Raw genomic sequence first — 11,970 nt, forward strand, 5'->3', positions numbered from 1 at the left:
TTTCATGAATCGTTGGATAATCTTACACCAAGAGACGTATATTTAGGGCAAGGGGAGAAAATCAAAAAGATAAGAGAAATAATAAAGCAAAATTCAATCAACAAAAGAATTTTTGATAATAAAACAATGAAATATCAGAGAAAATAACTACATTTGCAGTTGTGCACTTTTATTTGACAACGTACAGACAGATTATACGCCTATAAAGGGTGATATAAGAGTATTCCAAAACTACCCTAGTGGAAGTCCCCATGGGCATATAGATATGTATAACGGAATAAAATGGGTATCTGATTTTATAGAACAAGGTGATTATCCTGGAAGAGGTTATAGAATACACCACACCCCATTTAATATTTTTCGATGGTAAAACTTTTATTATGAAGAAGATGAAAATATACTTGATCGTATGCTTTTTTTATGTATCGTTACTTCCGATACAAGCTCAAGATTCAAACGCTGAATTTTTCTTTAAGAAAGTGCTGACATGTAATACCCGCATTTGGGAGAGCAAAACCTCCCCAGATAGCATAAATAAGCAGTTGATAGACTTGTATCAAAAAACTTGCACCAAGCGTTTATTTGGGAAATTGGTAAATGAACTGAAACAAAATGGATTAGACCATGACCTAATAACATCGGATTATGGTTTTGATAAACATTCTCTCAAAACGATAAATGTAAGTAAATATTCTTTTAACATCTATCGTGTGAGCTATCAAGTTTTTATGCCAGATATAAATGGGAAGCAGAAAAAATATGATGTGGTACTATATTATGAAATTAAAATGGTAAATAAGAATTTCAAGATAAATGGTATTAGTGTTCTATTGGAGAACGGAACGATTTGTCGTATAGTATAATATTTTATTTTTTGTATTCTTATGATTCAATAGTCCATTAAAAGTCATGAAAAGGAATATAATCGTTTTAGGTTTCTTTGTTATATTAACAAGCTGTTTGGCTAATGTGACAAGACATAATTTCATGCCCCCAAAATCATTATATGGTTATTGGAGTTTAGAGGGAGTTACATGGTTAAAAATAACGAGTGACTCCATCTATTTCGTAGACGAAGAAGGAACTTCTCCTATCAAATATTCTATAAATAAAGATACGATTATTTGGTATTTTGATGGGATAATTCAAAAGAGCAAGTATAATATAGTCCAAGATACGCTCTTTATGAAGAATGAAGAAGGTACAACCCAATACATACGTGTAAATGATAAAAGGTAGCGTCCTGAAGACCTTTGACGAGACCTACGATGGGGCTCCGATAATCTGTTGTCACGCAAGAGAACCAACGACTCGCAGGAATCCTTCGGCTACTACAATCTCGACAGGCTTTTTTCCGTGAAGAGCGGGGCGGCTGAAACCATGAAGATAAGCTATACCCCAACGGCAACATCCTCTTCAAGAAGGGGTGGGCAACTTCTCTTACGACAAGAATGTCCGTCCGCATGCTGTGACGGAGGTGGAGAACGCTGACGGGAAGATACTGGGCGATGCGCTGACAACATCTTTCAACGACTTCGGAAAGATCTAGCTGATAGAAGATGTGGGCAAGAGTCTCAGGGTGGACTTCAGCTATGGCCCGGATCAGGAAAGATGGTATTCGGAGCTGTCAAAGAACGGCACGAAGGTCTTCGATGCCTCCTACGATGCGTGGGACATACAGACTGTTACGCTCAATGCCATAGGCTTGCACCGAGGCTACACGGGACATGAGATGCTCAGCGAGTTCGACATCATCAATATGAACCAATGGTCACTGTCGCGAAGCAGGGAAAGTAACGGTCACTTGTACGACCCTGTTCTCGGCCGCTTCTTCAGCCCTGACAACTATGTGCAGATGCCCGACAACAGCCAGAATTTCAACCGTTACAGCTACTGCCTGGACAATCCGCTGAAGTACACGGATTCGAGCGGGGAGTTTTGGAACCTTATCATAGGGGCGGCTATTTGAGGAATTTTCAATTGGGCCTCACACGGATTCCAGCTTAATGCGAAGGGACTTGGCTACTTCGCCACTGGTGCTGTCGCGGGAGCTGTCGGTGCAGGATTGGCGTCAGGAGTGAACGTTGCCATGGCAGGAGGCAATTTCTGGACTGGAGCAGCAGGATTAGCCAAGTGAATAGCTTCTACAGGATTCCTTGCCGGTGCTACTTCGGGTGCAAGCGCAGGATTTGCAGGAGGTTTTATATCTGGTGCCGGCAATTCATGGGTAGGTGGCTCCAGTTTTGGAAAAGGTCTTCTCGCTGGCTTAGGTTCTGGAAGCATAGGAGCTTTGGAAGGCGGTATTGCTGGAGGTTTGCTTGGTGGCCTTGATGCTTTAGATAAAGGCACAAACTTTTGGACGGGTAAGACTTCTCTTGCCTTAAGCCAAGGCTATGCTGCTTCCGTTAATTTTAAAATCGGTGAGACAACCGTTACAGGGAAATATGTAGGGACTTATAAGGGGCAAAATGTATTCGAAAGTTCTAAGTTAGGGTCTTATAAAACAGGTAAATATAGTGGTGTAACAATACCAGAACGAGGAATAATTGTCGGGAAAGGTGTCTTTACCTATAGGGTAAAAGAAGGGTTCTTCCGTTAAATGCGTAGACGCCTATCATGCAGTGCATATAGTCTTAATTTGAGGTCGTGTAATTTCAACTGTGTCAAGGCTCTAATCGTTTATATTTTACCTCATTTGGATGACACGATTTTTAATCGTGCCCGCCAGATGAGGAACCTTTCGTCCGAGGCAAAGTTACATGATTTCAAAACGTTCTCCAAATTTTATTGCTAATTGTTGTGATATCTGAGACCAGTTTGCAAGTGGCATAGTCCACTTCTTACGTATGTTCCGGTATGCCAGATACACAAGCTTTTCGAGAGAAGTATCGGACGGGAAGACGCCTTTGTTCTTTGTTACCTTACGTACTTGCCTGTGGTAGCCTTCAACCGTGTTGGTGGTGTATATCAGCTTGCGTATCGCAGGTGTATACCGGAAGTATTCCGTGAGGCGTTCCCAGTTGTCACGCCATGATTTTATGACGATGGGATACATTTCTCCCCACTTACCTGCGAGTGCGTCTAACTGTGTTTCTGCTGTCTCTTTGCTAACAGCACCGTATACTGTTTTAAGGTCACGGAGAAACTCCCTTTGATGCTTACTGCCGACGTGTTTGATAGAGTTGCGTATTTGATGGACAATACAGAGTTGGACACTTGTTTCGGGGAATACGCTCTGTATGGCATCAGGGAAGCCTCTCAGACCGTCAATGCAGCATATCAGTATATCCCGGACACCTCTGTTCTGAAGATCGCTTAGAACCTCTAACCAGAAGTTTGCGCCCTCACTCTTGGAGACATACATACCAGTTCCTTGTGGCCTTCCTTGTTGATGCCTAAGACGTTGTAAATGGCACGTGATACGGCACGTCCCGTCTCGTCCTTCACCTTATAATGGATGGCATCCAGCCAGCATGTTGCATATACAGGATCAAGCATTCGTGAACGCCATGACTTGATTTCCGGCAGTACTCTGTCTGTGATGGAACTGATGGTTTCTGCAGATAGTTTGGTATCAAACTCACGCTCAAAATACTTGCTGATATCGCGAGTACTTGTACCAAAAGCATACATGTTTATAATCTGATCCGCCATACCTTCAGCAAGGATAGTTTCACGTTTTTTGATAGTCTGAGGTTCAAAGGAACCATCACGGTCACGAGGTGTCTCAATAGTAACCGCACCATAACAAGTTTGTACTTGCTTAGGCATTTTACCATTACGGCGATTGCCTTTTGAGCGTTCATCAATAGTGAGATGAGCATCCATCTCACCTTCAAGGGCAGCATTCAAAATGCGCTCCAACATTGGTGCCAAAGCACCATCCTTACCAAATAATGGTTCTCCCTTACGAAGCTGTTCCGCAACTCGCTTGTAATCAATTTCTTTGTTGTCCATAAAAAATAAACTGTGTTAAACTACTTATTATTGTAGACTGACACAGTTTACTTTACACTCTCTTTGACAACGTACAATTTCAAATAGTTACATTCCCTGCATTTCCCTGTGTTTCCCTTAATTCTTAATGACTGATTATGCTTGGCATATATGTGGGGGCTTCTTGGTCATTGAAATATCTTCTTCATTCAACTTTGATTTACTTTGAACCTCATTTGCTTCGAAGTTTGACTTTTGAACTTTGTCCTTCATGATTAGCTCGCCTTGTTCACTACTTCGGAACAGCATTGGGGCTAAGGCTCGTCATTGTCAGTCCAAAGAGCGTGTTTATTTTTCTTTCTTACAAGCGTTCAATCCTATTTCTTCCAGCATTTTATCGTAAAAGTTCAGATACTATTTAAAAATTAAACAGATTTCTTGGTTGGTTCATTGAAAAATGGTAACTTTGCAGGCGTTTAGCAAAAAACAGACAATATAAAACAGTTGAATGAAGAATGACAAATTGAAAAATCAGTACCGTGTTAATGAACAAATACGCGTACGTGAAGTTCGTATCGTTGGAGAAGACGGTTCTGAAGTCGTGCCTACACGCAAAGCCTTGGATATGGCACGCCAACAGGGCGTAGATCTCGTAGAGATTTCCCCAAACGCACAGCCACCGGTTTGTCGTCTCATCGACTATTCAAAGTTCCTCTATCAGCAGAAAAAGCATCAGAAGGAAATCAAGCAGAAGCAGGTGAAGGTCGAAGTGAAGGAAATCCGCTTCGGACCTCAGACCGACGAGCACGACTATCAATTCAAATTGAAACATGCAAAAGGTTTCTTGAACGAGGGAAACAAAGTGCGTGCCTATGTTTTTTTCCGCGGTCGCTCCATTTTGTTCAAAGAGCAGGGAGAGGTTCTGTTGCTTCGCTTTGCAAACGACCTTGAAGAATATGGCAAGGTTGAACAAATGCCAAAGTTGGAGGGGAAAAAGATGTTCCTTTACCTTGTTCCTAAGAAAGTCGGCGTGGTGAAGAAAAGCCAACAGAAGGTTGACCGCGAAAAGCGAGAAGCCGAAGCCAAGGCCATGGAACAAAGCCAGAAAGAGGAAAATGCCGAGAAGAACGGCTTGTTTGCAAATGCAAGAAACGGGCAGAATGCACTTGACAAACTGAAGAGCGAGAGCCCCGTCGAAGATTAAAAAAACGTGCGTAACGCCCGGTATATGCGTTGCCACTTATAAATAACAACTAAAAATTAAAAAAATGCCAAAAGTAAAGACAAACTCCGGTGCAAAGAAGAGATTCTCATTCACCGGTACCGGTAAGATTAAAAGACATCACGCTTACCACAGTCACATTCTGACTAAGAAGACAAAGAAACAAAAGAGAAATCTCGTTCACCAGACACTGGTTGACCGAACCAACATGAAGCAGGTGCGTGACTTGCTCTGTCTCCGTTAATTCACTTTTTAGTAAGAACATTAAAGAAAGAAAACTATGCCAAGATCAGTAAATCATGTTGCTTCAAAAGCAAAGAGAACTCGAATTCTGAAGCTCACTAAAGGTTATTATGGAGCAAGAAAGAACGTTTGGACAGTAGCAAAGAACACTTGGGAAAAGGGACTCACCTACGCATATCGCGACCGCAGAAACAAGAAACGTACATTCCGTGCACTATGGATACAGCGTATCAATGCTGCAGCGCGTTTGGAAGACATGAGCTATTCCACATTGATGGGTGCCCTCCACAAAGCCGGTATCGAAATCAACCGCAAAGTCCTTGCCGACCTTGCTGTCAACAATCCCGAAGCATTCAAGGCCATCGTGGATAAAGTAAAATAACTCTTCGAAATCTTATATAAGCAAGAAGAGGACACGTCAGACGTGCCCTCTTCTTTGTTTTTCAGCCCTTTATCTCACGATTTCATAGAAAGAAATATGGAAAATAGTGAACCATAATTATCATTTACCGATACAGAATCTAACACCTGCAAATATAATTCTATGATAGTCAACTACATAACATCATTTTAGAGGGACAAAAGTCATGTCGAGGGACATCTGAGGGACAGAAAATTGGCAAGAATCTGCAAATGACGTTGCCGCCAAAAAAAAGAAAAAACAAACATCTGAAAATATGGCGATGCGTTTCTTTGCCAATTCACATTTGTTAATACGAATTTTTGCACATTCTTGCATTCGCTGTGAAGCGAGTGCATTTGTGCTTCAATCGCTGTCCATCCAAATAGCCTTTTCATGCTCATTTCTTTTCATTTCTTTGCAGATGTTTATATTATAACGCAAAAACGCCCATTTTTATTGCCATGAAGCACCGTTAAGACGTCTGTCCCTCGGTGAACATGTTGAGGTGTAATATGTCCTTTTTAATCTTGTAACGATATAATTCGCCAAAATAAAAAGTTTAGTTTGGATTATGGATATATTATATGGGGATAAACTAAACCGTGTAATGACAGCATCACATATTACTCTTTCTCTTTTGGACAGCAATCGTCTCGTCGTATATAGAGTTATATGCATGATTTTTATACCAGAATTCGCTGAAAATATGAATTTGGATATATTTCTATAAAAGAGTGTGATTTTTGGTAAAACTGATGCAAAAATAATGATAAATTTGTTATATTTGCACCAAAATTACTCAATATGACATTGCAAAAGTGGATTGAAGATAGGGCTATTCATGGTTTTCCCACGTTTTCTGTCGAAGACGTGAGAGCCGCTGGTATGTGCTCTTCAGAACAGATTCTTCAAAATGAACTCTCTAGACTATGCTCAAATAAGACCATAGCTAGTGTATATAGAGGGTATTACATAATTATTCCAGTTCACTATGTTTTGCGTGGATCAGTTCCTGCGACCTATTATATTGACCAGTTAATGGCTTACCTTCAAAAGCCTTATTATGTCTGTATGCTTAGCGCTGCAGAGCTGCTTGGTGCCGCTCATCAGCGTCCCCAGCAATTCTCTGTTATGACGACTTTTCCTAAGCGTCGGGCAGTCTCTACTCGTAATGTAACCATTGATTGGTTCTATCGCGACGAATTACCAGAGGATGTTTTGATAACAAAGAATACTGAAACAGGAACAATCCATATATCTAATCCTCTTCTAACAGCAGCAGACCTTGTACAGTATCAGCAACATGTAGGAGGATTGTCGCGAGTCGCTACCATACTTGAAGAACTTTCAGAGCAGATTGACGTTAATAAGCAGTTTGCGCCACTCGCATCTTATGTGAAGAAAGTTGTATGGCAGCGACTTGGCTATATACTTGAAAATATTGTTGAGGAAAAGAGCTTAGCAGATGACTTGTACGAACAACTTCGTGCATCATCGGGTTATTTCAAATATCAACCTTTAAGTACATCGGCAGAAGATAATCCATCAAATAGAGATAACCGATGGAAGATAAATATTAATGTAGAAATCGAAACTGATGATTTATGATTAATAGAACAGCGATACAACAATGGAGTGAACATGCTCCGTGGATAGATAATGCTCAGATAGAGCAAGATCTGATTATATGTCGTGCCTTGGTTGCCATCTTTAGTGATGAGTTCTTGGCGTCACAGTTAGCATTCCGTGGTGGTACGGCCTTGCATAAATTGTATCTTCCACCTCAGCCACGCTATAGTGAAGATATCGATTTGGTTCAGATTACCCCTGGACCTATCAAGCCAATCACGTATCGATTAGGCAAGGTTCTTGAATGGTTGCCTGATAGAGTCACGAAACAGAAACGGCACAACAATACAATGTTGTTTCGTGTTGAGTCTGAAATACCACCTACAGTGCAGATACGATTGAAAGTTGAAATTAACTGCTTTGAGCATTTCAACGTACTTGGGCTGACAAAGATTCCGTTCAAAGTGGAGAACTCATGGTTTACAGGTGAAACTAATCTTACGACCTATCATTTCGAAGAATTGCTTGGTACAAAACTTCGTGCTCTTTATCAGCGCAAGAAAGGTCGCGATCTTTTTGACCTTTATATAGCCTTACAGCGTAAGGATGTTGATATCGATAAAGTTTTGCAATGCTACAAGAAATACATGGAATTTGTTGTGGATAAGGCACCATCTTACAAGCAGTTTGTAAATAATATGCTGGAAAAGATGGAAGATGCCGAGTTTACCAACGACATGCAATCCCTATTGCGTCCTGGCATTTCGTTCAATGCGAGTGATGCTTACCCTCTCATATACGAGACATTTATAGATAAGATGGAGGGGAAGAGGGATTGAACTCACGTTAAATAAGTGCAAATTCCAGAAAAAAAACGAAGGGTGCAGTAAACTCATGTATTAAATAGTTGAACGTGCTATAATGATGACGACTGAAATTAAAGAACTGTTTGTGGAAGAGTTAAACTTGCTGAAGAAGATTCAAAAGTACGGGAAAGAGCATTCACAAGGTGAACTGGAACGGGTTGAAAAGGTTAAGCTACTCTTGTTATATCGTATCTACTCAAATCTGTATTCATCACTGCTGTTAACTGCGCAGGTCTTGAAAACTGGAAAGAGTTCATTTTTTCAGTTACCGATAGGATTATTGTTGCGTTGTTGCTTTACCGATTGTTTGTTCGCCCTATACATACAGCGTGCTGGCAGGAAACGAGTTTACGAAGAGCTGGATCTGAGAACAATAGAGTATGCCAACTCTATGTTGGAACGCAAAGAGGTATACAGAGATCAGGTGAAAAGTACGGGAAAGATACTTGATGATGTCTTTATAGACCATTTGTGGGAGTTGACGATGGAAGATAATTTCTTGGGACAGCTGACACTTGACGATAATCTGGAAGAGTTAACGGTAATAAAGCAATCGAAACAACAATTGAAAGATGAAGGTTTTTCGAGGGTGAAGAGTGTTATGACCAAAGATGTTGTAAACTTCTTGATTAGGATTCCTGAACTTGAAAAAGAGGCAACACGATTGTTTCACTATTACAAGTATTTCTCGCAATATGAGCACTTCTCGGAGAACGGACAAGGAGATGTGCTCTCGTCGTCGAAAAAAGACGGTAATGATAATATCCATTTACCTTCGGCCATTCGAGCATTGAATGCCGGGGTGGAAATTGTGATGAATAATCATGGCAAATAACGAATGAAAAGCGGTGTACAAATGAAAAAAGTAAAGGAAGCGATAGATACAAAAGCAATTGAAGAGAAAGCGTTGAATCACTTCAAAAGCTTTATTGAGAACAGCAAGGTTATCTCGCAGTTCATTACAGACAATGACAAAGAACCATGCTGGGATGGGCAATTGTACCTTTATGCCGATGGCATTAGAGATAAAGAACACCTGCAAGGAAGGGTGCCTGTACAGATAAAAGGAACAGAGGTAGGCTGTTTTGTCACAAAGAAGTGGAAATATAAACTTGAAAAGGCTGATTTGAAAGCCTATTTGGAGGAGCCGACGTTTTTTATTGTCTGTCAGGTAAAGAAGGATTCAAAAGAGCGGATGCTGTTTTTCAGGGAGTTATTACCAGACTTGGTAAACAAGTTGTTGCGCGACATGGGAAAGAACGCGACAAGGATGACATTGTTTCATCCACTAACTGATGATCTTAAGGAGTTTGAAGACCAACTGATGGTGTTCCTGAGCAACAGTAAGAAGATGATAAGCTTTGCACATTCGAATCTGTTGTCGATGGAAGAGGCTTTGAAGAAGGGTATCAAAGACTTCTCGTTTATAGCACCCTCAAAATATGCGGACAGACTGCAACTGATGAAATACCTGAGTACGCACAGTTCGTATATCTATGCCAAAATATCAAAGGAATTGGATGTAGATATGCCATTGTCGAACGGTCCAGGACGATTTATATTCCAGCGGGATGATGATGGTGAAGTTCGGGTTGGAGATAAGGTGTATTTCAAGGGTTATCACAATGAGATAAAGGACGGACGTATTATCATTAAGATTGGTAATGTTATGACTATCAACATGTCGATGGATAATACGGATATGGGACAGGCTACTGTGAAGTTGACAACCACAGCAAAATATCTAAAAGAATCCATTAATGAGGCGGAATTCGGCGTGGCGTTGAATGATACGGGGGTGTTGAGCGTTGGAAAGCTTGACCTTCAAATGAAAGTGCATGAGAAGGAGTATGTAGAGGAACTGCGTCAAAAGCTCATACGGTGGAAAGAGCTGGACAATGTGCTCGACAAACTTCATGTCACGAAGCCTTTTGACCTGACGACAATCACAGATGGCCAAGGCAAGCTCATAGACTTACTGATAGAAACTGTAGGGAAAGGAAATATGGTGAATCTACCTGGGCAGGAGGCAACATTGCTTTTGTGGGAAATCGGCAATATAGAGTTGTTGCTATGGTGTGCAGTAGGGAAAGATGGCATGTGTGCTATTGGTGACTTCTTTGATAAGTCGATACGGATAGCGTACAAGATAAGTGAAGATGAGATAATCAACGTGAGTCCATATTCCTATTTGCAGCTAGATAAACTATGGGAGAAGGTCGATAATGTTGACTTTGATAATATTATTGCTTCCGCAGAAGAGGCTGCGCGACAACATGAGTATTGCTATATGATGTCTAACTACGATGTGCTGGCGATGATAACGGCTGCGGATGCATTGGAAAAGATAGACATAGAAAGAAGCAAGAAACTGCTGGAGAAAGCGTTGAAACTGAATGAATGGCTGATTGAGAAAGAACCAAAGGACGAAATGAGACCTTTGCACATCATCAATAAGATGCAGATTATGAAACGGCAGCGTGAACTGACGGCAGATGAGTGCCAAATACTGGAGAATATGCTGGATGATGAGTTCGCAGAGGATATGGTGAAAGCAGGAGTGTATTTGTTATTAGACAGGAAGGAAGATTTTCAGCAGTTATTTGAGATGATGCAGGAGGACGAGAAAAAGAGCGTGAAGGGGTTCCCGATATGGAGGTTTGTGTGAGAAGCAGAAGGGGATGTAATATGGCTCAGGAAGAATGATGGCTAATAAGATACAATGAGGTAATGGCGTTCATGGAAAAGGAACACCGTAAACTATCCCAGTATTATCCAAAAGAGAAGCTTATGTTTCACTTCATTCATCCTAATAGAAAACTGTATAATGTGAGAACGATGAAAGAGGAATGTAATGTACTCTTTGAAAAGTTGCTGGCGTTGTGTGAATAGTATAATAGAGTTAATCAATACATGTAGGTAAAGATAAGGAGATGGATAATGGAGTAACGATAATAGTAGGCGCAGGTGCTGTTTGGGATTTTGACCATAAGGGCATATTTCCATCTGTGAAAAATATTACAGATGAGGTACTTAAACTAAGCATCCAAAAAGTGGATGGAGGTGAAAGACTACTTCTGCATGAGCTTAATAAGAAAATGGTTGAAGAACTGAAAAAAGTAGGCCGCCCAGAAATAAACCGCCTTAATCCACCCCAATTAAACTTTAAAAGTTTACTGCATGTCATCGAGATGTGTATCGCATATAGTGGCTGTTGGCACGAGGAATACGTGTCGTGGCCTGCGTTACCAGAGTTTGGAGTCTTGATTCGGCCCAATGAGTTTTTGAAAGATATTCAGACATATGATTACATAAGGACAGCATTTGGCTTACAAAATACTGTAATGAATATTGTCAATCAGTACGATGCTTCTTTTGAAGAGGATATCTCAACAGAGAAATGGTATCGTGACTTTTGGAAATCCCTGTCAGGAAAATCTAATATAACGTGAGTTCGATGAATTATAAGTGTCTGTAAATTTGGTGATTAGCGAAATTTGTTGTAACTTTATAGTACTGATTTACAAAGAAATACAAACAAAAATCGCTATGATCACCGAGGACAAAGTTACGGAAATATTTTGTATGGCAGACGACTTCTGCAAGTTTTATGACGCAATGATGGCAAAATACACGCTAAAACCAACCAATAAGAGCCCATATCACCGTGATTCCACGATGTCAAAGGCTGAAATCATGCTCATCATGATTCTCTTTCACGACTCTGGCTA

Annotated in this window: 13 protein-coding genes and 2 pseudogenes; 14 read left to right on the forward strand and 1 reads right to left on the reverse strand. The window is 40.7% G+C overall.

Going from position 1 to position 11,970, the window contains the following annotated elements:
• Positions 1-380 precede the first annotated feature (380 nt).
• From H164_RS0113560 to H164_RS15995, 5 genes are all read left to right on the forward strand, one after another.
• Positions 381-863, forward strand: a complete 483-nt coding sequence (locus tag H164_RS0113560) for a hypothetical protein (RefSeq protein WP_019969126.1) — start codon at positions 381-383, stop codon at positions 861-863.
• 46 nt (positions 864-909) lie between these two features.
• Positions 910-1,239 carry a hypothetical protein gene (locus tag H164_RS0113565; RefSeq protein ID WP_019969127.1) on the forward strand — a complete coding sequence of 110 codons (330 nt, stop codon included), beginning with the start codon at positions 910-912 and terminating at the stop codon, positions 1,237-1,239.
• A 187-nt stretch (positions 1,240-1,426) separates the two neighbouring features.
• Complete coding sequence (locus H164_RS16100) at positions 1,427-1,549, forward strand: hypothetical protein (RefSeq protein ID WP_019969128.1); 123 nt, start codon at positions 1,427-1,429, stop codon at positions 1,547-1,549.
• A 12-nt stretch (positions 1,550-1,561) separates the two neighbouring features.
• A complete protein-coding gene (locus tag H164_RS15990; protein ID WP_019969129.1) occupies positions 1,562-1,969 on the forward strand; it encodes an RHS repeat-associated core domain-containing protein in 408 nt (135 codons plus the stop codon).
• A gap of 321 nt (positions 1,970-2,290) precedes the next feature.
• Positions 2,291-2,599, forward strand: coding sequence for a hypothetical protein (locus H164_RS15995; RefSeq protein ID WP_025830393.1), 309 nt, complete (start codon positions 2,291-2,293; stop codon positions 2,597-2,599).
• A gap of 156 nt (positions 2,600-2,755) precedes the next feature.
• On the opposite strand, the pseudogene H164_RS14755 reads toward H164_RS15995, so the two are convergent.
• Positions 2,756-3,957: pseudogene (locus H164_RS14755) on the reverse strand (IS256 family transposase).
• 487 nt (positions 3,958-4,444) lie between these two features.
• Here H164_RS14755 and infC point away from each other — a divergent pair.
• The 9 genes and pseudogenes from infC to H164_RS0113635 all read left to right on the forward strand — a co-directional run.
• On the forward strand, positions 4,445-5,140 hold the full coding sequence (infC, locus tag H164_RS0113595; protein ID WP_019969133.1) for a translation initiation factor IF-3: 696 nt from the start codon (positions 4,445-4,447) through the stop codon (positions 5,138-5,140).
• A 64-nt stretch (positions 5,141-5,204) separates the two neighbouring features.
• Positions 5,205-5,402, forward strand: coding sequence for a 50S ribosomal protein L35 (gene rpmI / locus H164_RS0113600; protein ID WP_008563681.1), 198 nt, complete (start codon positions 5,205-5,207; stop codon positions 5,400-5,402).
• A 36-nt stretch (positions 5,403-5,438) separates the two neighbouring features.
• Complete coding sequence (gene rplT, locus H164_RS0113605; RefSeq protein WP_008563680.1) at positions 5,439-5,783, forward strand: 50S ribosomal protein L20; 345 nt, start codon at positions 5,439-5,441, stop codon at positions 5,781-5,783.
• An 825-nt stretch (positions 5,784-6,608) separates the two neighbouring features.
• Positions 6,609-7,412 (forward strand): type IV toxin-antitoxin system AbiEi family antitoxin domain-containing protein, encoded by an 804-nt coding sequence (locus H164_RS0113610; protein ID WP_019969134.1) that lies wholly within the window; start codon positions 6,609-6,611, stop codon positions 7,410-7,412.
• A complete protein-coding gene (locus H164_RS0113615) occupies positions 7,409-8,212 on the forward strand; it encodes a nucleotidyl transferase AbiEii/AbiGii toxin family protein (RefSeq protein WP_019969135.1) in 804 nt (267 codons plus the stop codon). Before H164_RS0113610 ends, H164_RS0113615 begins: the two co-directional genes overlap by 4 nt.
• An 82-nt stretch (positions 8,213-8,294) precedes the next feature.
• A complete protein-coding gene (locus H164_RS0113620) occupies positions 8,295-9,074 on the forward strand; it encodes a hypothetical protein (protein ID WP_019969136.1) in 780 nt (259 codons plus the stop codon).
• Between the two features lie 21 nt (positions 9,075-9,095).
• On the forward strand, positions 9,096-10,907 hold the full coding sequence (locus H164_RS0113625) for a hypothetical protein (RefSeq protein WP_154652164.1): 1,812 nt from the start codon (positions 9,096-9,098) through the stop codon (positions 10,905-10,907).
• A 265-nt stretch (positions 10,908-11,172) separates the two neighbouring features.
• Positions 11,173-11,691, forward strand: a complete 519-nt coding sequence (locus tag H164_RS0113630; RefSeq protein WP_019969138.1) for a hypothetical protein — start codon at positions 11,173-11,175, stop codon at positions 11,689-11,691.
• 97 nt (positions 11,692-11,788) lie between these two features.
• Positions 11,789-11,970 (forward strand): annotated as a pseudogene (locus H164_RS0113635) (IS982 family transposase); the annotation flags it as partial.

It is taken from the genome of Segatella maculosa DSM 19339 = JCM 15638 (assembly GCF_000382385.1).
Taxonomy (GTDB): domain Bacteria; phylum Bacteroidota; class Bacteroidia; order Bacteroidales; family Bacteroidaceae; genus Prevotella; species Prevotella maculosa.

Bases quoted from the DNA above. Each gene is read 5' to 3' on its own strand.
- H164_RS0113560 (WP_019969126.1), top strand. From the start codon at position 381: ATGAAGAAGATGAAAATATACTTGATCGTATGCTTTTTTTATGTATCG.
- H164_RS0113565 (WP_019969127.1), top strand. From the start codon at position 910: ATGAAAAGGAATATAATCGTTTTAGGTTTCTTTGTTATATTAACAAGC.
- infC (WP_019969133.1), top strand. From the start codon at position 4,445: ATGAAGAATGACAAATTGAAAAATCAGTACCGTGTTAATGAACAAATA.
- rpmI (WP_008563681.1), top strand. From the start codon at position 5,205: ATGCCAAAAGTAAAGACAAACTCCGGTGCAAAGAAGAGATTCTCATTC.
- rplT (WP_008563680.1), top strand. From the start codon at position 5,439: ATGCCAAGATCAGTAAATCATGTTGCTTCAAAAGCAAAGAGAACTCGA.
- H164_RS0113610 (WP_019969134.1), top strand. From the start codon at position 6,609: ATGACATTGCAAAAGTGGATTGAAGATAGGGCTATTCATGGTTTTCCC.
- H164_RS0113615 (WP_019969135.1), top strand. From the start codon at position 7,409: ATGATTAATAGAACAGCGATACAACAATGGAGTGAACATGCTCCGTGG.
- H164_RS0113620 (WP_019969136.1), top strand. From the start codon at position 8,295: ATGATGACGACTGAAATTAAAGAACTGTTTGTGGAAGAGTTAAACTTG.
- H164_RS0113625 (WP_154652164.1), top strand. From the start codon at position 9,096: ATGAAAAAAGTAAAGGAAGCGATAGATACAAAAGCAATTGAAGAGAAA.
- H164_RS0113630 (WP_019969138.1), top strand. From the start codon at position 11,173: ATGGATAATGGAGTAACGATAATAGTAGGCGCAGGTGCTGTTTGGGAT.